Here is a 22,276-nt window from a genome sequence, read left to right as displayed (position 1 = left end):
ACCTCACCCTTCGCGGAGGCGCGCATGGGCGCGAGCGCCGGACTGCACACGTCGCGTGGCGAGCTCATCGACATTGGCGGGCGGCGATTGCGGATGGTCCGGGCCGGGCCCCGATCGGCGCGGCCGCTGATCGTGTTCGAATGCGGCGCCTGGGGCTGTGCGGCGGACTGGGCGGTGGTGCAGGATCGCCTGGCGGCCAAGGGGCTGGCGAGTCTCGCCTATGATCGCGCCGGGCTGGGGTTCTCGGACGCCGGGCCCACGCCCCGCGACGGGCGGGCCATCGCGGCGGACCTGGAAGCCCTCCTGGCGCACGCCGGGGAGTCCGGGCCCCTGATCATGGTCGGCCACTCCATGGCCGGACTGATGCTGCGGGTGTTCACCCCGCGCAACCGCGAGCGGGTGAAGGGCGTGGTGCTGGTCGACGCGGTCACGCCCGACATGATCGAGCATCCCAAGGCGGGGCGGGCCATCCACGGCTACCGGCGGGCCATGGACCTAGTCGGTCGGTTCTCGCACCTCGGCTTCATGCGCCCCGCGGCCCTGGTGATCGGCGACCTGATCGGCCTGGAGGGCGAGGCCTCGGCCGAGAAGCGGCATATCTATGGCCTGGCCTCCCACGCCAAATGGGCGGCCGAGGAGGTGCAGGCCTGGCCGGAGACCTCCGCCCAGGGGCGCGAACCCTTCGACCCGAACCTGCCGGTCGCGGTGGTGACCGCCGGCGCGTCCCGCGTGCCCCCCAACGTCAAGGCCATGCAGCGCGCGCCCGCCCGCCAGTCCGCCGCCGGCTATGAGGTCGACGTGCCGGGCGCGACCCACGCCAGCCTGCTGGGCCGCGCCTTCGCCGATCCGATCATCGCCGGGATCGACCATGTGATGGCCGAGGCCAAGGTCTAGGGTTCACGCTCGACGAGGCCGGAGGCGGCGCGCAGGCGGGCGAGCGACAGGCTGCGCAAGGTGACGCCCTCTGCCTCCGCCAGCACCGGGCAGGCGATCTCGGGCGCTGTGATCAGGGGCAGGGCGCCGCGGGCGCCGGCCTGGAGCCGCGCCAAGTCGCGCGCCTGGGCGGGCGGCAGCCGGCGGGCGTGACCTGACAGACCGGTGAGGGTGATCGGCCGGTCGCTGCCGATCTCGAACCGTCCATCCCACACCGCCGTCGTCCCGGCCTCCAGAACCAGGGATCTGACGGCTGCGCGCCGCATCTCGCCCGGCTCCCGTCGCCAGGTGATGTCCTGCTCATTCGCCTCGATCCGCGCGCCGGCCAGGGTGGCGATCACCGGCGCCTCGCCGCGCAGGGCCGTGGTCAGCCGGTCGAGCCGATCCCCGCGCGGCGGCCGCCGGGTTCCGGCGGCGCAGAGGGCTGCGATGGCGGTCAGGGCCCGGGCCTCGCCGACCTCGGCCACGCGCAGGGCCTGGCGGGACAGGATCAGGCCGCCGCCGATGTCGTCGCGGACCGCCCGGCCCAGCCCGACAATCGCCGCTGGACGCGCCAACGCCTCGGGTGTGACGCCGGCGGCCCTGACCCGAGCGCGGGCGGATTGCGGATCGGCATTGGCGGGGTCCTCGATCCAGGTCTCGCCCCGATCGGTCAGCCAGGCCCGCAGATCCGCGCGCCGGATCTCAAGCATAGGCCTAAGCAGGAAGATGTCGCGCCCCTCCGGCCACACGGGGGACGGCGCCCATTCCCGAGGATCGGGGACGGAGGCGCCCTCACGACGCATGGCCGCCGCCTCGGCGCGGTCGTCTGCGGTGTGCCCCAGCAGGATCACCTGGGCGCCCGCCTCGCGCGCCGCCTCGGCCAGCAGGGCGTGACGGGCGGCGCGAGCGGCGGCGGGCAGGCCGGTCGCAGGCTTCTCGCCGATCCAGGCCAGGGGGCGGAACGCCGCGCCGAGGCGGGCGGCGTGGCCTGCGCAGGTTCGGGTCCAGTCGGCGCTCTGCGGCCGGAGCTGGTGGTCCACGGTCAGGATCAGCAGACGCCGTCCGCGGGCGCGGGCCCAGGCCGCGGCGATCAGGCTGAGCGCCAGGGAGTCCGAGCCGCCGGACAGGCCGACGGCCAGGGGTGCGGGGCTGTCCGGCCGCAGCCGGGCGTCGAGCCGGGCGGCGATCGCGGCCTCTACGCCGCGCACTTGGCCTGGGTGCGGGTGGCCGCGGCGCGGTTCTGAACGGCCGGGGGCGCCTTGGGATAACGGCGGGCGAACTCGTCCAAGGTCTGGCAGGCGTCGGTCGGCTTCTTCAGGGCCACCAGCGAGCGGGCCAGCTCGACCACGGCGTCGGGCGCCCAGGCCGTCGTCGGCCAGCCGCGGATCGCGCCGATATAGGCGGTGGCGGCCTCGGAATAGGCGCTGCGGGCGGTCAGCGTCTTGCCCAGCCAGTAGCGCGCCTCAGGGGCGCGGGGGCTTTCGCCATAGCGGGCGACATAATCCTGGAAGGCGGCCTCGGCACCGGAATAGTCGCCGCTGAGCATCAGTTGCCGGGCCTGGGTGAAGGCTTCCGAGGCGGTCTGCACGGGGGCGGCGATGGGCGCCGCCTCGCCAGGCGCGCCGGCCAGACCGGCGCCGGACGACATGGTCATGGCCGAGGGTGCGGCCGGGGCCTGGGCCTGCTGCTGCTCCAGGCTGGCGGCGCGGGCGGCCAGGGCCTTGTTGTCGGCCTTCACGGCGTCGAGGTCGCGCCTGGCCTGTGCCAGATCGTGGCTGGTCACTTCCAGCTGGCCGTTCACCCGGGTGAGGGACTGTTCGAGGTCGCCGACCCGGCGGGTCAGCTCCTGCAGCTGGTAGTCGGTCTCGGCCGGCTGGACCACGACCGGCTTTCCGGAATCGCGGCCCTGGAAGACGATGGCGCGCAGTTCGCGCAGCACCTGCTCCATCCGGTCCAGCCGCCGGGAGTCCCGGGCGTCCAAGGGATCGATCGGGGTCTGGGCGAGCGCGGGCGCCGTCGTGGCCAGGACCAGGGCGGAGGCGAGAGGCAGGGCGAGGCGACGCAGTTTCATGGTCTCATCATCTACCGGAGGGGTGGGCCAAATTGGGGCCGGCAGGGCCGACAAGTCGAGCCCTCAAATGCAAAGAGGGGGCCCTTGTGGGGCCCCCTCTCGCACTCTCCTCGAACTGTACGCTTAGCGCGCGCCGCCGGTGATGGCGGTGTGGCCATTCCGGTTGCGCTGATAGGAGTCTTCCGACGTGCCCGGATCGATCGGGCGTTCCTTGCCGAAGGACACCGTCGAGATGCGGGCGGCGGCGACGCCGCGCGAGATCAGGTACTCGCGGATCGAATTGGCGCGGCGGGCGCCGAGCGCCAGGTTGTATTCGCGGGTGCCGCGTTCGTCGGCGTTGCCTTCGATGCGGACCATGACCGACGGATAGCGCACCAGCCACTGGGCCTGGGCGTTCAGCACCGGCGCGGCGTCGGCGCGGACGTCATAGCGGTCGAAGTCGAAATAGACCCGGTCGCCGATATTGATAACGAAGTCCTGCTCCGAGCCGGGGATCGGGCCGTTGGGGCCGGGCGCGGGCTGGGGGGCGGGCGGATAGTGCGGCGCGGGGGCCGGCGTCGGCGCGGGCGTCGGCTTGGGCCGCGAGGCGCAGGCGGTGACGGACACGGCGCAGGCCGCGACAAGCGCCAGTCGAAGGGCTTGCTTGGTGCTGAAGCTCATCTTGGGCTTCTCCTCAGGCTGGGGTTCGGCGACGGCGCGGGATGCGCCAATGCATGAACTGTAACTGCTTTTTGTTGTCCCGCACATGTCAGAGAACCGCTTGAATGTTGCCCTGACATCTCATTTCTCTCGTCAGTTGAGCAAAGGCGACCATGCAGGGTCCGATCCTGACCCCGGATAGGGCGCCGGGCGCAGGATTCGACCGGTCACGTCCACGGTCCACAAACGCGGGGGTCCGCCGGGCGTTTCCCGACTGAACATCAAAACGCGGCCATTGGGCGCCCAGGTGGGGCTTTCATCCAGATAGCTGGTGGTCAGCAGGCGCTCGTCCGAACCGTCGGGCCGCATCACCCCGATGTGGAACTCGCCGCCCGTCTGCTTGGTGAAGGCGATGAAGTCGCCGGTCGGGCTCCAGACCGGGGTGGTGTAGCGCCCCTGGCCGAAGGAGATGCGCTGCACGCCCGAGCCGTCGGCGCCCATCACATAGAGCTGGGGCGAGCCGCCGCGGTCGGAATTGAACACGATGCGGCTGCCGTCCGGCGAGAAGGAGGGGGAGGTATCGATGGCCGGGTCGCTGGTCAGCTTGGTGCTGACCCGGCTCTTCAGGTTCAGCACATAGATGTCGCTGTTGCCGTTGCGCTCCACCGAGAAGGCCACGCGGCCGCCGTCCGGCGAGAAGCGCGGCGCATAGACCATGCCCGGGAATTGGCCGATCGACTCCCGGCGGGCGGTCTCCAGATTGAACAGATAGATCGCCGAGCCCTCGGGCTTCAGCGTCATGTAGGTGATTTCCTGGCTGGTCGAGGAGAACCGGGGCGACATGACGATGTAGGAGCCGTCGGTCAGGTAGCTGGGATTGGCGCCGTCCTGATCCATGATGGCCAGGGTCTTGGTGCGGTTGAGCCGCCCGCCGCTCTCGGCCACAAAGACGATGCGGGTGTCGAAATAGCCCTTCTCGCCGGTCAGCCGCTCATAGACGGCGTCGGAGATCTTGTGGGCCACGCGCCGCCAGTTCTCAGGCGTCGAGGTGAACTGCAGGCCGAGCAGCTGCTGCTCCGAAAATACGTCCCAGAGACGGAAGTCCACCCTCAGCCGGCCGCCCTCGACGGTGACCTGGCCGTTGACCAGGGCCTGGGCGTTGATCGACTTCCAGTCGGGGAAGCGCGGCTGGACCGAGACGTTGAGGCCCTTCTCGATGAAGGCGTTGGGGTCGATCGGCTTGAACAGGCCCGAGCGCTCCAGATTGCCGGTTATGACCTGGGCGATCTCGGCGCCGCGCTGGCCGCCGAAGGCGGGGATGGCGATGGGCAGGGGCTGCACGTCGCCCTTGTTCACATCGACCTCGATCTGGGCGGAGGCCGTGACCGGCGCCAGGGCGAGGCTGGCGGCGAACACCGCGCAGATCGCCAGCATGAGGGTCTTCAGGCGCATGGACATCTCTCCTCCTCGAGGCCTCAGCCGCCGCAGGCTTCGCGGGCGTTGAAGTTCACGGTGACGCGCTGACCGAAAAAGTCATGCGGTAGATTGCTGAACGGCGCGGCCTGGTGCACCGCGCGGATGGCGCGCTCGGCTGCGGCCTTGGTGACGGAATTGCCGCTCTGGTCCAGGCCGCCGGCGTCGACCATGCCCACCAGCTGGCCGCCGGGGCCGAGGGTGAAGGTCACGCGGACCTTCACGTCGCGACCGCCCTCGACCTCGCAATTGGGGTTCCAGCGGCGCTGCAGCTCGTCGGCCAGGCCGGCGAGCGCATTGGCCGAATTTCCCACGCCGGCGCCGGCGCGCGGCCGCTCCTGCAGGGCGGTCGAAGCGCGGTTCGGACCCTTGGCGGCCGACGACGCCTTGCCGCCGGCCGGCTGGCTCTTGGCGATCGAGCGGGCGAGCGCGTCGAGGTCCAGGCCGGCGGGCTTGGCGGCGGGCTTCTTCTGACCCTTGGCGTCCGGCACGGGGGCAGGCGCGGGCGCCGGCTTGGCCGCGGGCTTGGCGGGCTGAGATTGGGGTTGCGGCGGTGTGGGCGTCGGCTTGGGCTGAGGTTGCGGCTGCGGCGCCGGAACCGGTTGCGGCTCGGCCTCAGGCGCCGGGGTCTCGACCTGGGCGGTCTGTTCCTTGTCGGCCTGCACCGCGGCGCGCAGGTCGGTGAACGTCGAGTTGGAGACGATATTGACCGGCACCACCGTGCCGATGGGCAGCTCCTTGACCACCGGCCAGGACACCAGGGCGAAGACCAGCAATCCCGCGTGCAGCAGGATCGAGACGATCATCGCCCAGGAGAAATCCGACCGGTCGCGCATCGGCGTCTAGGGCCTGAGCTGACCGGGCTTGTCGCCCGAATTGGCCCCGCCAGACGCCCCGCTGCTGGAGGAGGGGCCGCCGGTGTCGGTGAGCAGGTTGATCGAGGTGAAGCCCGAGGTCGACAGCGCCGCCATCACCTGGGCGACGATCGCATAGGGCGCCCGGCCGTCGGCCCGCACATAGATGGGCTTCTTGGTGTCGGCGCCGGTCATGGCCTTCAGCCTGGGCGACAGTCCGGCGAAGGGCACGGGGTTCTCCTGGATGTAGAGCGAGCCGTCGGCCCGGATCGAGACCGTGATCGGCTCGTTCTGGTCCTGCATGGCGCCGGCCTCGGTCTTGGGCAGCTCGACCGGCACGCCGACCGTCAGCAGGGGCGCCGAGATCATGAAGACGATCAGCAGCACCAGCATCACGTCCACCAGGGGCGTGACATTGATCTCGGCGAGCGCGCCGCGGCCGCGCCGGCCGCGCCGTCGGCGACCGCCGCCGCCCGCGTTGAAGGCGTCGTGAGCCGACAGGGCCATCTCAGCTGCGCTCCGAGATGCGCCGCTGGATCGCGGTCGACAGGTCGTCGGCGAAGCCTTCAAGGCGCGCAGTGTAGCGGGCCGCGTCGGTCGAGAACTTATTGTACGCAATGTAGGCCGGAATGGCCGCCATCAGGCCGATGGCCGTGGCGAACAGGGCCTCGGCGATGCTGGGGGCGACAACCGCCAGATTGGTGTTCTTCTGGATCGCGATGGCCTGGAAGGAGTGCATGATCCCCCAGACGGTCCCGAACAGGCCGATGAAGGGGCTGGCGGTGGCGACGATGGCGAGCGAACCCAGGCCGTCCTCGATGCGCAGGGCCTCGCGGGCGATGGTGGTGTCGAGCACCCGGTCGATCCGCTGGACCAGGAAGGCGGCCTGGGTGTCGGTGGCCAGGCTCTTGGCGCGGGCGTCGCGCCATTCGCGCAAGGCCCCCTGCAGCATGCGGGGCAGGGCGTGGCGCGGACGCTCCCCGGCCTCCTGGGCGATGTCCTCCAGGCTGCGGCCCGACGACACCTGGGCCTCGAACTTCTCGGCCTGGCGGTTCAGCACCGTGAACCGGAACAGCTTGTCGATGATCACGGTCCAGGACCAGAGCGAGGCGAGCCCCAGGCCGATCATCACCCCCTTCACCACCCAGTCGGCGCGGATGAACAGGGCGATGAACGAGAAGGTCTCGGGCGTGATCGCGGCGGGAACGGCGGGGTCCATAGGGTCTTGGGCTCCGGTTGGCGGGTCCGTGTCAGGTGATCTGTAACGGTCCAGTGTCGAACTTGAGGCCAAGTCCTAGCAAAAGAGGGGCCTCAGCGTCTCCAGGAGTCCCGCAGGAGGCTTCCTGGGTCGCCCGGAAAGATCAATGCAGGCGGCCTCGACCTCAGCTTCGCAGATCAGATCGGCGCCGCGGGTGATCCTCTGGGCGATATAGAGGCGCGGCCCCTTGGCCCGGTCATAGGTGGTCCGGACCAGCAGGGCGTCGTCGATCCGCGCGGGCTTGCGAAATTCCAGCGACAGCTTCACGACCGTGAAGGCGGCCGGGTCCTCGCGGTCCAGCAGGGCCGAGTGGTCGATTCCCGCCGCCCGCAGGAAATCCGACCGGCCGCGTTCGAAGAACCGCACATACTGGCCGTGATAGACGACCCCGGTGAAGTCGGTGTCCTCGTAATAGATGCGGACCGGCAGCTGGTGCTCGCGGCCGATGATCTGGCCGGCCGTGGGTTCGAGGTCGGGCATGTGTCCTATCCGCTCATCCCGGCGAAGGCCGGGACCCAGATCCTAGATCTCAGCCTCGGTGATGTTCGATTTGCGGGCCGCGGGCAAGGCGCCTATTCCTCCTCGAACAGCGAGGATTGCCCCCCCGGCGGCAGTTGCGGCGGGGGCGTCAGGCCGATGTGGGTGTAGGCCCGCGCCGTGGCCATGCGGCCGCGCGGCGTGCGCTGGATGAAGCCCTGCTGCATCAGGAAGGGCTCGATCACGTCCTCCACCGCGTCGCGGGCCTCGGCGATGGCGTAGGCCAGCGTCTCCACCCCGGCTGGGCCGCCGGAATAGTTCTCGATCAGGGCGCGCAGATAGCGGCGGTCGAGCGCGTCCAGGCCGGCGGGGTCGACGTCGAGGCGGGCCAGCGCCCGGGCCGCCGCGCCCTTATCGATCATCTCGTGGCCTTCGGCGGCGGCGAAGTCGCGGACCCGGCGCAGCAGCCGGCCGGCCACCCGCGGCGTGCCCCGCGAGCGCGTCGCGATCTCCAGGGCGCCGTCGGCGGTGAGCCCCACCCCCATCTTGCCGGCCGCATGGGCCAGCACCTTGGAGAGCTCTGCGTGGGTATAGAATTCGAGCCTGAGCGGAATGCCGAACCGGTCGCGCAAGGGGGTCGCGAGAAGGCCGGCCCGCGTGGTCGCCGCGACCAGGGTGAAGGGGGCCAGATCAATGCGGATCGAGCGGGCCGACGGCCCCTCGCCGATGATCAGGTCCAGCACATGGTCCTCCATGGCCGGATAGAGGATCTCTTCCACATTCGCCGGCAGGCGATGGATCTCGTCGATGAACAGCACGTCGCGCGGTTCAAGATTGGTGAGGATGGCCGCGAGGTCGCCCGCCTTGGCCAGCACCGGCCCGGAGGTCGCGCGGAAGCCCACCCCCAGCTCGCGGGCGACGATCTGGGCCAGCGTCGTCTTGCCCAGGCCCGGCGGGCCGAACAGCAGCACATGGTCGAGCGCCTCCGCCCGGGCCTTGGCCGCCTGGATGAAGACCTTGAGATTGCCCTTGGCCTGCTCCTGGCCGACGAATTCGGCGAGCGTCTGCGGTCGCATGGCCCGGTCCGACCCGCCCTCGAAGGGCTCGGGGTCGCCGGAGATGAGGCGGGTCATGGGGTGGGCTCCCGTTCGAGCCCTGTTCCCAAACCGCTCATCCCGGCGAAGGCCGGGACCCAGATCCATCCACCGGACCTCGAACAGGATCCCAGGCGCAGAGCCTTATGATCTGGGTCCCGGCCTTCGCCGGGATGAGCGGAATACGGAATCACCGCCCCAGCTCCTGCAGCCCGGCCTTGATCAGGGCCTGGACCGTGGCGTCATCCCCCAGCCGCAGGGCCGACTGCTCGACCACGCGGCGCGCGTTCACCTCGGCGACGCCCAGGCTCATCAGGGCGGCGACCGCCTCGCCGGTGGCCGACGGCGCGGGCGGGGCGGGCGCATGGATCTGGGCGTGGAAGGTCGCGACCGGCCCGTCGGAGAGCGGCTTGCCCTTGAGCTCGGTTACGATCCGCTGGGCGAGCTTGGGGCCCACGCCGTTGGCGCGGCCGACCGCGGCCTTGTCCTCCCGCGCGCAGGCCGCCGCCAGCTCGGCCGGCGGCAGGACGTCGAGCACCGACAGGGCGGCCTTGGGCCCCACCCCCTGGATGGCCTGCAGCATCAGGAAGGCCTTGCGCTCATCCCGGCCGAGGAAGCCGTAGAGCTTCATGCCGGCGGCTTCCGACCACTGGGTCTCCACATGGATGACGCAGTCCTCGCCGATGGCGGGCAGGTGGCTCAGCGTGCGCGATCCACAGCGGACCACATAGCCGACGCCCGCCACGTCGATCAGCAGCTCCTCCTCGCCGACCTCGGCGACCAGCCCGCGCAGACGCCCGATCATGCGGCGCTCTTGGGTGCGAGGGACTGGGGCGCGACACGGGCTGTCAGAGCGCGGGCCTTGCGGGCATGGGCGTGGGCGATGGCGACGGCCAGAGCATCGGCGGCGTCGGCGGTGGTCTCGCCGGCCGTCGGCAAGAGGCGGCGGATCATGTAGCCGACCTGGTCCTTGTCGGCCCCGCCGGTCCCGACCACGGATTTCTTGACCACGGTCGCGGCGTATTCCGCCACGGTCAGGCCGGCCCGCGCCGGGGCGACCAGCGCCATGGCCCGCGCATGGCCGAGCTTCAGGGCCGAGGCGGCGTTGTTGTTCATGAAGGTCTCCTCGACCGCCGCCTCGTCCGGGCTGTGCGCCGCGATCACCGCCTCGATGGCGTCGAACAGCACCAGCAGGCGCTCGGCGAACGGCAGGCTGTCCTTGGGCGCGATCACCCCGTGGGCCACGTGGCTGAGCCGCGACCCCTCGGCCACGATCACCCCCCAGCCGGTGCGGCGGAGGCCGGGGTCGAGACCAAGGATGCGGACAGAGGTCATGGCGCCTGCGAGTCGTCGTGTTCGGGATATGTTCCTACAGCGGCCGAGTTGAGGGGGGAAGGGTTAAGGAGGCGTGGACGGGGGGCGGCTAGCGGAGCCAGTTCTCGACGGTCAGGCCGGGGATGCGGGCGAATTCGCGTTCGTTGTCGGTCACCACCACGTGGCCCAGCGACAGGGCGTGGGCGGCGATCAGCAGGTCGTTGCCGCCGATGGGCAGGCCGCGCGCTTCCAGATCGGCGCGGATACGGCCATAGGCCTCGTCGGCGGGCGGCTCCAGGGGCAGGACCGGAAGCGCGGCCAGGATGCGCTCAAGCTGGGCGGTCAGGCGGTCGGACCCCTTTCGGGCCGCGCCGAACCGCAACTCGGCCGCCACGATGACGCTGGTGCAGACCTGGCTCTCGCCGAACTCGGTGATCCGCTCCGCCACCCGGCCGCGCGGGTTGCGGACCAGATCCGACAGGATGTTGGTGTCGAGCATGCGCATCATCAGAGCGTGACGGGGTCCGGCGCAGCGTCGTCGATCGGGCCGAAGTCCTCATCGAGGTCGGGGAGTTCGGCCAGCAGGGCGAGGAGCGACTTGGGCGGCGCGGGCTCGATGATCAGCCGGTCGCCCTCTCTGCGCATGACGGCGTCCTCGCCCGGAAGTTCGAACTCCCGAGGGATACGGACGGCCTGGTTGCGACCGTTGCGGAAGAGTTTGACGTGGCGGTGGATCGTCATACTGCGAGATTAGCATAGGCCGTGGCATAGGCCAATCGGGGTGAGGCGCCCCGAACCAACTCCCGCCCTCGGCGTTAAGCCCCCAAACGGAGCTTGACCACATGACCCTCACCCGCCTTCCCGCCGCCTTCGCCCTGGTCGCCTTGATGAGCCTGGGGGCCTGTGACCGGGACTCCGGCCACGCCCAGAAGACCACGGGCAAGATCGAGTCCGCCGTCGGCGACGTCACCGGCGACAAGTCCCTGCAGCGCGAGGGCCAGAAGGACGAGGTCGTGGGCGGGGTGAAGTCCGCGGTCGGCGATCTGAAGGACGCGGCCACGGACGCCAAGCACTAGGCGCGGCGGGCGTTCGACCGCCGGCATTCCCCCACCACCGTCTTCCCAGGCCTTGTGCCTGGGATCCCTCTGTCGGCTGGCGTTGAGGTCGTGGGTGCGCGCGGAGGCGATCGGTTACCTTTCGGCGTCTCAGCAACAGCGGCGCGAGGGGTCCCAGGCACAAGGCCTGGGATGACGGGGTAGGGTTGGCGGCGCGGGGGACGCGATATCACTGCCCAAGCTTCGCCTCGCCGGATCGCCGATGTTCTGCTAATGTTCTCGTCCCCGTTCGCCGCGGATGAGCCCCCGTGCCCCTTCCTGACTATCAGCCGGCCCGCAAGGGCGTCACGCCGTGCTTTGAGACCCGGTTCACGGCGGAGTTGGGCGCGGAGATCTGTCGGCGGGTGGCGGCGGGGATGAGCGTGGCCGCGGTGTGCCGTCTGCCGGGCATGCCCTGCAACGCCACGGTCTATCGCTGGCGGCTGTTCTATCCGCTGTTCGAGCGGGACCTTGTCCTGGCCCGCCAGGGGGCGCGGCGCGCGCAAGCGGCGGCGTTGCGGGCGCGCAAGGCGGCCCAGGCTGCGGGGAAGAAATGGCGGATGACGCGGCCCCATCCGAACAACACCTACAGCCGGATACAGGCGAGCGAGATCTGCCGGCGCCTGGTGCTGGGCGAAAGCCTTCAGGCGATTTGCCGCGACCCGGACATGCCGTGCGTGATGACCGTCTATAACTGGCTGCACGCCCATCCGGAGTTCGCCGAGCTCTACAGCCATGCGCGCGGGGCGCAGCGCGACGGGCTGGAGGATCAGGTGGACGCCCTGTTCGCGCGCCTGACCCGCTGGAACCGGCGGCGCGAGAAGCGGTGGTTCCACCATCTGCGCCTGCAGATGGGCAAGCTGGCGCCCAAGGGGTGGGACATGGAGGATCGGCGGGCGGTGGGTGTCCTGCCCTGCGAAGCGGGGGAGGGGGACCCTGCGCAGCAGGGTGGAGGGGGCGAGGTCCGGCGCGGCGGGTGAGGCCGCCCCCTCCACCGCTTCGCGGTCCCCCTCCCCCGCCAGGACGGGGGAGGAGACGGCTTGCCTTCGCTGCGAAATGCCCGACCTTGGCGGCCCTGAATGAGGAGCCCGCCCCCATGGCCGCGACCGTCAACCGGACCAGTGTCGAGAAGCTGAACCAGGCCAATATCGGCAAGTTGCCCGAGCATATCGGGCTTGAGATCACCGAGGTCGCCGACGGCAAGGTGGTGGGCCGGTTTCCGGTGCGGGCCGAGCTGGTGGCCCATACCGGCTTCCTGCTGGCCGGGGCGGTGCTCTCGGTGGCCGACATCCTTTGCGCCTATGGGGTCTCGACCGCCTGGCCGGAGGGGGCGTCGGGCTTCACCACGGCGGAGGTGAAGTGCAATTTCGTCGGCACCCTGCGGGAGGGCGAGGTGATCTGCACGGCGAGCCTGCTGCACGGCGGGCGCACCACCCAGGTGTGGGACGCCCGGGTCGAGGACGCGGCGACCGGCAAGCTGATGGCCGCCTTCCGCTGCACCCAGGTGATCCTCTACCCGCGGGCCTGATCGCCGCGCGCAACCTTTCCCGGCCCCCCGCCGTATGATCGGCGACCGGACGGACCGGGGGAGACCATCATGAAGACGGCGGCGATCATCGGGGCCGGACTGGCCATAGTCGGCGCGGGGGCCGCGCGCGCCGCGGTGGAGGAGCCCAAGTACCAGGTGACCGGCCATGTGGGGGCCGTGGAGATCCGCCACTATGGCCCGCGTCTGGCGGCCGAGGCCTCGTCCGGCGGGACCGAGGAGCAGGCCCGCAACGCCGGCTTCCGCAAGGTGGCGGGCTATATCTTCGGCGGCAATGTCGCCAAGCGCTCGATCGCCATGACCGCCCCGGTCGCCCAGGCCGCGTCGCAGAAGATCGCCATGACCGCGCCGGTGGCCCAGGCGGCCGGGGCCGGCGGGACCTGGACCGTGCAGTTCGTGATGCCTGCCCAATACACCCGCGAGACCCTGCCCGCCCCGACCGACCCGGCGGTGCGGATCGTCGACCTGCCGGCCCAGGACTATGCGGTGCTGCGCTTCTCCGGCTCGACCAGCGCCAAGGCGGTGGCGGCCAAGACCCTGGCTCTCAAGGCGGCTCTGGCCCAGCCGGGCGCGGGCTGGCGGGCGACCGGCGCGCCCGTGGCCTGGTTCTATGATCCGCCTTGGACCCTGCCGGGCTTCCGCCGCAACGAGGTCGCCGTGCCGGTGGCGCGGAACTAGGCCGGGGGCCTAGAGCCCCTTCACCTTGGCGAGGTTGGTCTTGGGGATCGCCGAGGCGAAGGCCTTGCCAGACGCCTTGGCCTTGTCGCGGCCGAGTTCGGCCCAGGCGTCGGCGAAGGCGGTGGGATTGATCCTGCCCTCGGGCGCCGGCAGCACGGTGATCGGCCGGGCGCCGAGCTTCGGCAGCAGCAGCTTCCACAGATCCGCATCGGCCACCGGCTCATTGTCCGGCGTGCGCCAACCCGCGGCCACATGGCCGGGCAGGGCGGTGATCGCCGCGCGCAGCGGCGCGGCCGCGTGGACGGTGATCGGCGTCTTGGGGTCGAGGTCGGACAGCGCCGCCGCGAGCGCCAGGGGGCCGAGACCGCCGGCCGTGGTCTGGCGCTGGCCTCCGGCCTGACCGGTCAGCTCGGCGCCGTCGGCCCGCACATAGGCCCAGCCGCCGCAGCGATAGACCGGATCGAACAGGGTGGAGACCCAGATGCGGACGCTCACTTCAGACCCTGCAGCCAGGTGATGATCCGGGCTTCCAGATCGATGCGGTGGTCGGACCAACCGTGGTCGGCGGCTGCATGGCCCGAGGCGACCCGGGTCCCGCCCTCGGCCTTGATCGCCGCGACCAAGGCCTCATTCCCCGGCGCGAGACCGTCGTCTGAGGTCAGGTTCAGGAAGGGCGTGTCCTTCAGGCCGGGCGCGGCGTGCGCGAAGGTCGTGTCGCCGAGGGTGGCGATGTCGTCCGCCATGCTGTCGGCGGTGACCCCGGCCAGGGCTTCCATGTTGTTGGCCATGGCGGCGGCCAGCGGCGCGTGCGGCGCCGCGGCGCGGAAGCCCATGTCGGCGGCCGAGATGGAGACGAGTCCGGCCAGTCCGTGGTCGTGCGCGGCGGTGTTAATCACCACCCAGCCGCCCATGCTGTGGCCGATGATCACCAGCTTGCCGGTGTCGATCCCGAGCCTGGCGGCCACCGCCGGGGTGCGGACATAGGCCAGGGTCGCGTCGGCGTCCTCGAGGTTCTGGCGGAAGCGGAACTGACCCGGGCTGCCCCAGGAGCCGCGATAGTTGAGGGTGACGACGTGCCAGCCGGCCCGCCGGATGGCCTGGGCGAGGTCGAGGTTCTTCTCATTGCCCGGCAGGCCGTGGAACAGCACCACGGTCGGATGGGGTCCGGCCCCGGCGGCCAGATAGGCGACGCCGTTGATCTCCACTCCGTGTGTGGGGATGTGCAGCACCTCCATGCGGGCCGGATGGGCGGCGTCGGCCGGCGGGTCGGTGAAGATGGCGGCCGGCAGGTCGGCGGGCGGAGCGGCCAGCGCGGGGCCGGCGATCAGCGCCGCGGCCAGGGCTGCGGCGGCCAGAGGGGTGCGGGACATGGCGTGGATCCTTCTTGCGGCGCTCATGCGGCGGCCGGGGCGCTGGGGTGAAGGGCCACAATGGCGTGGTCCGGACCCTTGCGCACAACCAGATCGGCCAGGGGGCGGGCGGCGATGATGTGTTCGCGCAGGTTCTTCAGATTGACCTGGTCCCAGACCAGGCGGGCGAGGTTGGTCACCGCCTCGCGGTCCATGTGGCGGAAGCGGGCGTAGAACGAGGCGGGATCGTCCTCGGCCGCCTCCCAGAAGCCCAGGAAGCGCTCGACGTACCAGGCCTCGAGGTCGGCTTCCTCGGCGTCGATATAGATGAGCGCGTCGAGCAGGCTGGCGGGGCCGGTCTCGGGGCGGCGGAGCGCCAGGCCCTCGATGATCAGCACGTCGGGGGGATCGATGCGACGGGTGAGCGCCGGGTCGACGTCATAGGTGATGTGGGAATAGGCCGGGAAGTCGGTCGGGCCCTGGCGCACGGCGGCCAGCGCGGCGGCCAGGGCGGCGTGGTCGTAGCTCTCCGGAAAGCCCTTGCGGTCGGTGAGGCCCAGCTCCGCCAGCCGGGTGTTGGTCATCAGGAAGCCGTCGGTGTGGACGATCTCGGTCCGCGCCCCGGTGGCGGCGAGCGCGCCGCGCAGCTGGGCGGCGAAGACGCTCTTGCCGGCGGCGACGGCGCCGGTGATCCCGAGGACGAAGGGGCCGGCGGTCGGGCGGCGGGGCTCGAGGGCCCGGAGCACCGCCTCCAGGGTCGGGCCGTCGGCGGCGGGATCCGTGGGGCTCAAGGGGCGGCGTCCGTCGTCGGAGAAATGGGCAGGCGCGCGACTTTGCGGGCCGCGGGGACCCTATAGCGGCGCTGATGTCTGGGGAAGCGCCGGATGGCGGGTTGCGGCTCGACCCCGATGCGACCCTCTGCTAGCCGCTGGATCAGGTTTCGAGGGGAGCGGCGGATGCGCAAGCTGGTGAGTTCGGGGTCGCCGCTGGAGCCCATCATTGGCTTCTCCCGCGCGGTGCGGGCGGGACCCTATGTGGTGGTGGCGGGCACGGCGCCGATCGCCGAGGGCGGCGGCACGGCCTGTCCCGGCGACGTGGCCGGCCAGACGCGGCGCTGCTTCGAGATCGCCGAGGCGGCCCTGATCGCGGCGGGCGCCAGCCGCAAGGACGTGATCCGCACCCGCATGATGCTGACCGACATCACCCGCTGGCGGGAGGCGGCCGATGTGCACGGGGAATGGTTTGTGGGCGTGCGCCCGGCCTGCACCTTCGTCGAGGTGAAGGGCTTCATCGATCCCGCCTGGCTGGTGGAGATCGAGATCGACGCGGTGGTGATGGACTAAAGGAGCTTCGGCAGGACGGCCGCAGCGATCAGGGCGGCGATCAGCGCGGCCAGGATCAGGCCCGCCTTGGGGCGCCCGCCCAGCAGGGGCTCGCCGGCGCCCTTGACCGGCTTGGCGGCCGGCTTCGGCGCCTGGGCCTCGGCCCGGGCCTTCTTGTACTGGGAGAGGTCGACGACCTCGGGTTTTCTCTCGGCGCTCATGGACCGACCATAGCATAGATGGGGCCGCACGCAGAAATCATGAGGCCGGTTGACGCTGGGTACGCCTTGCCGCCTGCGGATGCGAGGGGCAAATACCGATCCTGATCCTGACACATCCAAGGCCCTGCGCACCATGACCGACCTGTTCGCGCCTCTGAGCTTCGCCCACGGCCCCGCCATGAAGAACCGCTTCATGCTGGCGCCCCTGACCAACACCCAGAGCCATGCGGACGGGACCCTGTCGGACGAGGAGTTCCACTGGCTGACCCTGCGGGCCAAGGGCGGGTTCGGCCTGACCATGACCTGCGCGGCCCACGTCCAGAAGATCGGCCAGGGTTTCCCCGGCCAGCTGGGGATCTTCTCGGACGACCATCTGCCGGGCCTGACGCGCCTGGCCAAGGCGATCAAGGCGGAGAACAGCCTGGCGGTCGTCCAGCTGCACCATGCCGGCAACCGCAGCCCGGCGGACCTGATCGGCGAGGCGCCGGTCTGCCCCTCGGACGATCCGGAGACCGGCGCGCGCGCCCTGACCGGGGCCGAGGTCGCCCAGCTGAAGGCCGACTTCATCGCCGCCGCCGTGCGCGCCGATAAGGCCGGCTTCGACGGCGTCGAGATTCACGGGGCCCACGGCTATATCCTCTGTCAGTTCCTCAGCCCCGAGCTCAACACGCGCACCGACGCCTATGGCGGCTCGGCGGCGAACCGCGCCCGGCTGATCCTGGAGATCATCGACGGCATCCGCGCCGCGACCCGCCCGGACTTCAATCTCGGCATCCGCCTGTCGCCGGAACGCTTCGGCCTGCAACTGGCCGAGATCATCGACCTCGCCCGCCAGATCCTGGCCGAGGGCAAGATCGACTATCTCGACATGTCGCTGTGGGATGTCTTCAAGGAACCCACCGAGGCGGCGTTCAAGGGCCGGAGCCTGATGAGCTACTTCACCGAGCTGCCGCGCGGGAACGTGCGCCTGGGCGTCGCCGGCAAGATCATGACCGGCGCCCATGTCCGCGCCGTGCTGGAGGCCGGGGCCGACTTCGCCCTGATCGGCCGCGCCGCCATCCTGCACCACGACTATCCGCAGAAGGTCGCCGCCGACCCGGACTTCACCCCGATCGCCCTGCCGGTGACCGCCGAGCACCTGCGCCAGGAGGGGCTCAGCCCCGCCTTCGTGAAGTACATGTCGGCCTGGCCGGGCTTCGTGGCGCCGGAGACGGTGGCGGCGGAATAGGGCCTAGGCCGACGCCGTCCACCAGGTCGAGGCGTGGGTGAGGGCGGCGTGCCGCAGCATCTGCTTCTTCTCGCGGTCGCGGTCGGGACAGACGACGACGATCTGGGTCGCGCCGCGGGCGCGCAGGCGGGTGCGGGCGTTGTCCAGCAGGCTGGGGCCGACGTCGCGCCAGCGCCTCCCGTGCGCCACGCAGAAGTCGTCGATGAGGAAGGTGGCGCCGCCCGGCGCATAGACCGGCGGCGCCGGCGCGGGCTGACCGATCAGGAAGCCGACGATCTCGCCGTCCTGCTCGGCGACCAGGAAGACGATGTCCGGGCGTTGGCGCAGATTGGTGAAATGGACGCGGGAGATCGACGCCGCGTGCGGGGAGGGCCGCCAGAAGATCGGCTGCCAGAACCGGCGGCGCTCACGCTCGGCCTGGACCAGGGCGACGCAGGCCCCGATGTCGTCGCAACAGGCCGCGCGGATGACGATGGGGGCACGCTTCACCGCGCGCGCTCCACGATCAGCGGCATGCCGCCGGCGGGCTTCAGGGTGGCGTGGGCGTAGGGGGTGACCGTGTGGCCGACCACCGGGCGGAATCGGAACCGCGCCAGCCAGTGGGAGAGCACGATCAGGGCCTCGGCCTGGGCGAAGGCCATGCCGATGCAGATGCGCGGGCCGGCGCCGAAGGGGATGTACTGGAAGCGGTGATGCTCGGCCTTGGCCTCGGGATCGAAGTTCTCGGGGTTGAACAGTTCGGGCTGGTTCCAGAGCTTGCGGTGCCGGTGCACCACCCAGGGCCAGACGCTGATCATGTCGCCCTTGCGCACCCGAAGCCCGCAGATCTCGTCGTCGTCGAGCGCCTGGCGGTCCATGCGCGGCACGGGGGGATAGAGCCTGAGCGTCTCCTCCCAGACCATCTTCAGATAGGGCAGGCGCGCCAGGATCTCGGCGGGCGTTCCGCCGGCGTCCCAGGCGGCCTGGGATTCCTCCTGGGCCCAGGCCTGGGCCTGGCGGTCGCGGCTGAGCAGGTAGAGCGCCCAGGCCAGGCCGTTGGCGGTGGTCTCATGGCCGGCGACGAAGAAGGTGACGGCGTTGTCGAGGGCGAGCTTGGCCGCCTGCTTGGGCGGAAAGCGCTCGGCGAAGGCGTCGAGCAGGCGGGTCATGAAGTCGGCGCTGGGCGCGGGGCTGGACTGTCGCTTGGCGATGAAGTCGGCCAGCAGGCCGAGCAGGACCTTGCGACCCTTGTTGGCGCGGCGCTGCAGCGGGCTCTGGTCCAGCCAGGGCATGCCGAACAGGAAGCCCAGGCGGTATTCGCCCGAGGCGGCGACCACGGCGTCGATGTCGGCGGAGGTCGCCTCGAAGCTGAGGCCCGCCTCGCCGGAGAACAGGGCCTCGTTGATCACCTCGAAGGTGGTGCGGGTGGCCTCGGCGGCGACGTCGATATGGTCGTCCAGGCCCTGGGCCCAGCGGTCGGCGGTGCGCTCGGCGACGCGGGCGAAGATCGGGTTGAACTGGCTGAGCGCGGCCGGCGTGAAGACCGGGGCCATCAGCCGGCGCTGGTCGCGCCAACTCTCGCCCTCGGCGGTGAACAGGCCGTCGCCGAGGGAGGGCGCCAGGGACCGGCGGATCAGGTTCGGCTTGGGATAGTTGGCGACATTGTCGAGGAAGACCCGCTTGATCCCCTCCGGATCGCTGACCCCGACATAGTTCAGGTGCAGCACCCGGCGCTGGCGGTTGAGGACCTCGAAGGTCTCTCGCGGCCAGCCGACCAGGGGATTGCGGGCGGTCTCGCCCAGGAACATGTCGAACATGCTGGGCCAATGGTCCGTCTGTTCCGGCGCGGCCGGGCGGAAGGGCTCATGGGCGCTGCCGCGCAGGCGCACGGTCCCCGGGAAGTCAGGGGCGATATCGGTCATGTCAGGCGTCCTTCGCTGGCGCGTGGTCGCGCCCGGCTCATCCCTACGATGTAGAAATTGCGGCCCTGCGCCAAACGATATAACGGTGGTCTTCTTGTGAGTTGAGATCACATGGACCGGCGTGTTCTTCCTCCGCTGACGGCGCTGCGCGCCTTCGAGGCCTTCGCCCGCCTGGGCCGAATGACGCTCGCCGCCGACGAGCTCTGCGTCACCCACGGCGCGGTCAGCCGACAGATTCGCAGTCTGGAGACGGCGCTGGGCCTCGTGCTGACCGAAGGACCGCGCCACCGGCTGAAGCTGACCGAGGCCGGCGAGCGTCTGGCGGCGTCCTTGTCAGGCGCCTTCGATTCCGTCGCCCGCACGGTGGCGGAGCTGAAGTCGGCGGCGGCGCAGGAACTGCACCTGTCCTGCGTGGGTACGCTCGCCATCCGCTGGCTGATCCCGCGCCTGCCGGTGTTTCACGCCGCCCACCCCGGCGTGCGGGTGCGGGTGACGGAGAGCTACGCCCCGGTCGACTTCGCGCGCGAGCGCTTCGACGCGGCGATCCGCATCGCCGAGCATGTGTCGGCCCACGGGGTGGAGGCGGTCGCCTTCCTCGACAATTTCCACGGCCCCGTCCTGGCGCCCCATCTGCTGGGCGCCGGGCCGACCCGGCTGGAAGGGGTGACGCGGCTGACCACCGGCACCCGCCAGACCGCCTGGGCGGAATGGGAAGGCCATTCGGGGATCGCCCTGCCGGCCGCGCCGCACACCCAGGAGTTCGAGCACATCTTCTATGTGCTGGAAGCCGCCGCGGCCGGATTGGGCGTCGGCCTGACGCCCTGGATCTATGTGGCCGGCGACATCGCCGCCGGCCGGCTGACCGCCCCCCTGGGCTTTGTGCCCAATCCCGCGAAGTTCTGGTTCATCACCCCGGCGGGAACCGACAAGCCGGCGGTGGCCGCCTTCCGCGACTGGCTGATGGCCGAGGCCGCCAAGGCGCCAGAGCCTCCTGTGGGGTAGGGTTCCCGCCTTGGTGTCTATTGGTAACGATCCTTCTCCCCTTGCGGGAGAAGGTGGCCCTGCGGAGCAGGGTCGGATGAGGGGTCGATAGGCCTCTCCGTCGCCCAGCACCGAGATTTGTGGAGGGTTCTGAGAGACCCCTCATCCGTCGTCCATTCGGACGACACCTTCTCCCACAAGGGGAGAAGGATTGCGCCGTGTGCAGCCCGGATAGAGTGGTGACAGTCTGCTCCCCCAAAGAGGGGGAGCAGCCTTCTTCCTCAATAGGCCCCGAAGCGCTTGAGCACATTGCGGGTGATGCGGGTCACGTAAGGGTCGCCGGCCGCCAGGGCGTGGGGCCATTCGGTGGTTCCGCCGTTGAACACCTGGCCCTGGCCGCGGGCGAAGGCGGCCATGACCGCGTGGCCGCGCAGCAGGCCGCGATAGGTCGCCGGGCTCTCGTCGGCGAAGACGTCGCGGGCGATGACGTCGAGGTTCTCCGGCGGGATCAGGGGCGGATAGCCGCTGTCCTCGTCCTCGCCGAAGGCGCAGGGGGCCAGAGCGATGATCTCCAGATTGTCGGGCACGCCGAGCTTGGCCACCGGCCGGGGCAGGCCCTCGTCGTCGAATTGGAACCGGCAGCCGTCGTTTTCGTAGCCCAGGAAGGGCAGGTCCGATCCGATCACGTCGCCATAGAAGAGGTCGCAGCCCGCCAGCGCCCAATGGCGGTGGTCATAGACGGTGTAGCCGGCCTGGCCGCGGGCGGCGCAATTGCCCAGCCGGTGGTAGCCGCCGAACAGGAAGGAGAGGCCGGTGATCTCGGCCTCAGGCCGCTCGAAGGCCTGGTGGGACCAGAGGTGGGTGGCGAGCTGCGGCTGGGCGGCGGCGACCGGATCGGCCTCGAAGCCCTTCCACTTGTGGCAGACGAAGGTCGCGCCCTGGTCCTCGAATCGGACCTTCCAGAAGCCGGTGTTGCCGGAGAAGATCGCCAGGCCGCCGCCCGCATCGACGAAGGCCTCCAGCGCATCGCGCTGGCCGGCGCTCCAATATTCGCTGTGGCCGGCCAGGATCACGCAGTCATAGCCCTCCAGCACGCCTGCGCCCGCGTCGAGGTCTGCGTCGGTCAGATAGTCGAGCGCCAGGCCCTCGCCCTCGGCCCAGGCGGCGAAGGCGTGCTCCCACTTGTTGAGGAAGCCGGCGGACCGGTCATAGGGCGACAGCTCGCGGCGCCGGGGCCAGGTCGGGTCGCCGGCGAAAGGGCGTTCCTCGAAGCCGCGCGGACGCAGATTGACCAGCCGGGGAATGTCCGCGGGCGCCGCGACCAGCAGCTGCGGGAAGGGTCGCTGGGTCGACAGGACCCCGATGGCGCCGGCCATGGCCGTGGGCAGATCGGCCCGGCGGCTCATCAGGGCGGTGACGTCGCAATAGGCGTTGGCCCCGCCCCACCAGTTGTAGGCGAGGTAGGTGTTGGTCGCGAGGACGAAGGCCGCCTTGGCCCGCCTCTGGCCGACCGACGGGCGAACCACGACGAAGTGGTGGGCCGCCTCGCCGGCGGCGTCGGTCAGCACGATGTCGTAATAGCCGCTGGCCCAGTCGGCCCCGATCTCGATCTCGCAGGCGGCCGGCCAGCCGCAGCCGTCGCGGTCGGCGTGCGGCGGGGTGGGATGATCGCCGACCGCCACGCCGTCCAGGGTCAGCACCACCTGGCGCCCGGCGCCAACCCGGGCGATCTCCAGCCGGCAGGGGCCGCCGCGCGCGCTGGCGTGCAGGGCGATGCGCTCGCCGGGGGCGGCGCTCAGGCGGTCCGTATAGCAATCGGGCATGGGGTGACTCCTCTGGCGTAACCTAGTCGCAGCTATCG

28 protein-coding genes are annotated in these 22,276 nt (G+C 70.8%); 8 read left to right on the top strand and 20 right to left on the bottom strand.

Features of this window, described 5'->3' with window-relative positions:
* Positions 1-24 precede the first annotated feature (24 nt).
* The gene (locus MQH10_RS05600; RefSeq protein WP_242563085.1) at positions 25-894 is read left to right on the top strand and encodes an alpha/beta fold hydrolase; all 870 of its coding nucleotides are present in this window, start codon (positions 25-27) and stop codon (positions 892-894) included.
* On the opposite strand, the gene tilS is transcribed toward MQH10_RS05600, so the two are convergent.
* From tilS to MQH10_RS26700, 13 genes are all read right to left on the bottom strand, one after another.
* Positions 891-2,123, bottom strand: coding sequence for a tRNA lysidine(34) synthetase TilS (gene tilS, locus MQH10_RS05595; protein WP_242563084.1), 1,233 nt, complete (start codon positions 2,121-2,123; stop codon positions 891-893). The two genes, MQH10_RS05600 and tilS, sit on opposite strands and share 4 nt — an antisense overlap.
* Positions 2,111-2,986 carry a tol-pal system protein YbgF gene (gene ybgF, locus MQH10_RS05590; protein WP_242563083.1) on the bottom strand — a complete coding sequence of 292 codons (876 nt, stop codon included), beginning with the start codon at positions 2,984-2,986 and terminating at the stop codon, positions 2,111-2,113. Before ybgF ends, tilS begins: the two co-directional genes overlap by 13 nt.
* A 123-nt stretch (positions 2,987-3,109) precedes the next feature.
* Positions 3,110-3,646: a peptidoglycan-associated lipoprotein Pal gene (pal, locus tag MQH10_RS05585; protein WP_242563082.1), complete on the bottom strand. Its 537-nt coding sequence runs from the start codon at positions 3,644-3,646 to the stop codon at positions 3,110-3,112.
* 132 nt (positions 3,647-3,778) lie between these two features.
* Complete coding sequence (gene tolB / locus MQH10_RS05580) at positions 3,779-5,077, bottom strand: Tol-Pal system beta propeller repeat protein TolB (RefSeq protein WP_242563081.1); 1,299 nt, start codon at positions 5,075-5,077, stop codon at positions 3,779-3,781.
* Between the two features lie 23 nt (positions 5,078-5,100).
* A complete protein-coding gene (locus tag MQH10_RS05575) occupies positions 5,101-5,934 on the bottom strand; it encodes a TonB C-terminal domain-containing protein (protein WP_242563080.1) in 834 nt (277 codons plus the stop codon).
* A 6-nt stretch (positions 5,935-5,940) separates the two neighbouring features.
* Positions 5,941-6,459 (bottom strand): ExbD/TolR family protein, encoded by a 519-nt coding sequence (locus MQH10_RS05570; protein WP_242563079.1) that lies wholly within the window; start codon positions 6,457-6,459, stop codon positions 5,941-5,943.
* A 1-nt stretch (position 6,460) separates the two neighbouring features.
* On the bottom strand, positions 6,461-7,171 hold the full coding sequence (tolQ, locus tag MQH10_RS05565) for a protein TolQ (RefSeq protein ID WP_242563078.1): 711 nt from the start codon (positions 7,169-7,171) through the stop codon (positions 6,461-6,463).
* A gap of 75 nt (positions 7,172-7,246) precedes the next feature.
* Positions 7,247-7,690, bottom strand: coding sequence for a YbgC/FadM family acyl-CoA thioesterase (locus tag MQH10_RS05560; RefSeq protein WP_242563077.1), 444 nt, complete (start codon positions 7,688-7,690; stop codon positions 7,247-7,249).
* A 92-nt stretch (positions 7,691-7,782) separates the two neighbouring features.
* Positions 7,783-8,820: a Holliday junction branch migration DNA helicase RuvB gene (gene ruvB, locus MQH10_RS05555; protein WP_242563076.1), complete on the bottom strand. Its 1,038-nt coding sequence runs from the start codon at positions 8,818-8,820 to the stop codon at positions 7,783-7,785.
* Between the two features lie 151 nt (positions 8,821-8,971).
* Complete coding sequence (gene ruvA, locus MQH10_RS05550) at positions 8,972-9,586, bottom strand: Holliday junction branch migration protein RuvA (RefSeq protein ID WP_242563075.1); 615 nt, start codon at positions 9,584-9,586, stop codon at positions 8,972-8,974.
* Entirely contained in the window at positions 9,583-10,116 is a 534-nt protein-coding gene (gene ruvC / locus MQH10_RS05545; protein WP_242563074.1) for a crossover junction endodeoxyribonuclease RuvC, read from the bottom strand. The genes ruvA and ruvC overlap by 4 nt, the downstream gene beginning before the upstream one ends.
* Before the next feature lie 88 nt (positions 10,117-10,204).
* Positions 10,205-10,594, bottom strand: coding sequence for a type II toxin-antitoxin system VapC family toxin (locus MQH10_RS05540; protein ID WP_242563073.1), 390 nt, complete (start codon positions 10,592-10,594; stop codon positions 10,205-10,207).
* Positions 10,595-10,602: 8 nt separating this feature from the next.
* Complete coding sequence (locus MQH10_RS26700; protein WP_336605046.1) at positions 10,603-10,740, bottom strand: AbrB/MazE/SpoVT family DNA-binding domain-containing protein; 138 nt, start codon at positions 10,738-10,740, stop codon at positions 10,603-10,605.
* Positions 10,741-10,937: 197 nt separating this feature from the next.
* Here MQH10_RS26700 and MQH10_RS05530 point away from each other — a divergent pair, with 197 nt between their 5' ends.
* From MQH10_RS05530 to MQH10_RS05515, 4 genes are all read left to right on the top strand, one after another.
* Positions 10,938-11,171, top strand: coding sequence for a CsbD family protein (locus MQH10_RS05530; protein WP_242563071.1), 234 nt, complete (start codon positions 10,938-10,940; stop codon positions 11,169-11,171).
* Between the two features lie 287 nt (positions 11,172-11,458).
* The gene (locus MQH10_RS05525) at positions 11,459-12,169 is read left to right on the top strand and encodes a terminase small subunit-like protein (protein ID WP_242563070.1); all 711 of its coding nucleotides are present in this window, start codon (positions 11,459-11,461) and stop codon (positions 12,167-12,169) included.
* Positions 12,170-12,285: 116 nt separating this feature from the next.
* Positions 12,286-12,717 carry a PaaI family thioesterase gene (locus MQH10_RS05520; protein ID WP_242563069.1) on the top strand — a complete coding sequence of 144 codons (432 nt, stop codon included), beginning with the start codon at positions 12,286-12,288 and terminating at the stop codon, positions 12,715-12,717.
* Between the two features lie 69 nt (positions 12,718-12,786).
* Positions 12,787-13,413: an SOUL family heme-binding protein gene (locus MQH10_RS05515; protein WP_242563068.1), complete on the top strand. Its 627-nt coding sequence runs from the start codon at positions 12,787-12,789 to the stop codon at positions 13,411-13,413.
* A gap of 9 nt (positions 13,414-13,422) precedes the next feature.
* Here the strand turns inward: MQH10_RS05515 and MQH10_RS05510 are convergent, their stop codons facing one another.
* From MQH10_RS05510 to MQH10_RS05500, 3 genes are read right to left on the bottom strand one after another with little or no spacing between them, the layout of a single operon-like run.
* Complete coding sequence (locus MQH10_RS05510) at positions 13,423-13,908, bottom strand: ribonuclease H family protein (protein WP_242563067.1); 486 nt, start codon at positions 13,906-13,908, stop codon at positions 13,423-13,425.
* Positions 13,905-14,783, bottom strand: a complete 879-nt coding sequence (locus MQH10_RS05505) for an alpha/beta hydrolase family protein (protein ID WP_242563066.1) — start codon at positions 14,781-14,783, stop codon at positions 13,905-13,907. Before MQH10_RS05505 ends, MQH10_RS05510 begins: the two co-directional genes overlap by 4 nt.
* 23 nt (positions 14,784-14,806) lie before the next feature.
* Complete coding sequence (locus MQH10_RS05500) at positions 14,807-15,553, bottom strand: nucleoside/nucleotide kinase family protein (RefSeq protein ID WP_242563065.1); 747 nt, start codon at positions 15,551-15,553, stop codon at positions 14,807-14,809.
* Positions 15,554-15,718: 165 nt separating this feature from the next.
* Here MQH10_RS05500 and MQH10_RS05495 point away from each other — a divergent pair, with 165 nt between their 5' ends.
* Positions 15,719-16,105, top strand: a complete 387-nt coding sequence (locus tag MQH10_RS05495; RefSeq protein ID WP_242563064.1) for a Rid family hydrolase — start codon at positions 15,719-15,721, stop codon at positions 16,103-16,105.
* Here the strand turns inward: MQH10_RS05495 and MQH10_RS05490 are convergent.
* Entirely contained in the window at positions 16,102-16,305 is a 204-nt protein-coding gene (locus MQH10_RS05490; RefSeq protein ID WP_242563063.1) for a hypothetical protein, read from the bottom strand. The two genes, MQH10_RS05495 and MQH10_RS05490, sit on opposite strands and share 4 nt — an antisense overlap.
* 133 nt (positions 16,306-16,438) lie before the next feature.
* On the opposite strand from MQH10_RS05490, the gene MQH10_RS05485 reads away from it, so the two are divergent.
* Positions 16,439-17,533, top strand: coding sequence for an NADH:flavin oxidoreductase (locus MQH10_RS05485; RefSeq protein ID WP_242563062.1), 1,095 nt, complete (start codon positions 16,439-16,441; stop codon positions 17,531-17,533).
* A 3-nt stretch (positions 17,534-17,536) separates the two neighbouring features.
* Here the strand turns inward: MQH10_RS05485 and MQH10_RS05480 are convergent, their stop codons facing one another.
* Together MQH10_RS05480 and MQH10_RS05475 are read right to left on the bottom strand one after the other, a co-directional pair.
* Positions 17,537-18,022 carry a GNAT family N-acetyltransferase gene (locus MQH10_RS05480; protein ID WP_242563061.1) on the bottom strand — a complete coding sequence of 162 codons (486 nt, stop codon included), beginning with the start codon at positions 18,020-18,022 and terminating at the stop codon, positions 17,537-17,539.
* A complete protein-coding gene (locus tag MQH10_RS05475) occupies positions 18,019-19,434 on the bottom strand; it encodes a cytochrome P450 (protein ID WP_242563060.1) in 1,416 nt (471 codons plus the stop codon). Before MQH10_RS05475 ends, MQH10_RS05480 begins: the two co-directional genes overlap by 4 nt.
* Positions 19,435-19,545: 111 nt before the next feature.
* Between MQH10_RS05475 and MQH10_RS05470 the strand changes: the two genes are divergently transcribed.
* A complete protein-coding gene (locus MQH10_RS05470; protein WP_242563059.1) occupies positions 19,546-20,436 on the top strand; it encodes a LysR substrate-binding domain-containing protein in 891 nt (296 codons plus the stop codon).
* A gap of 260 nt (positions 20,437-20,696) precedes the next feature.
* Here the strand turns inward: MQH10_RS05470 and MQH10_RS05465 are convergent, their stop codons facing one another.
* Positions 20,697-22,238 carry a N,N-dimethylformamidase beta subunit family domain-containing protein gene (locus MQH10_RS05465; protein ID WP_242563058.1) on the bottom strand — a complete coding sequence of 514 codons (1,542 nt, stop codon included), beginning with the start codon at positions 22,236-22,238 and terminating at the stop codon, positions 20,697-20,699.
* Positions 22,239-22,276: the final 38 nt, after the last annotated feature.

It is taken from the genome of Phenylobacterium aquaticum (assembly GCF_022695515.1).
Taxonomy (GTDB): domain Bacteria; phylum Pseudomonadota; class Alphaproteobacteria; order Caulobacterales; family Caulobacteraceae; genus Phenylobacterium; species Phenylobacterium aquaticum.
Note: the sequence above shows the minus strand (reverse complement) of the source record. Positions and strands in the feature narration are given on the sequence as shown.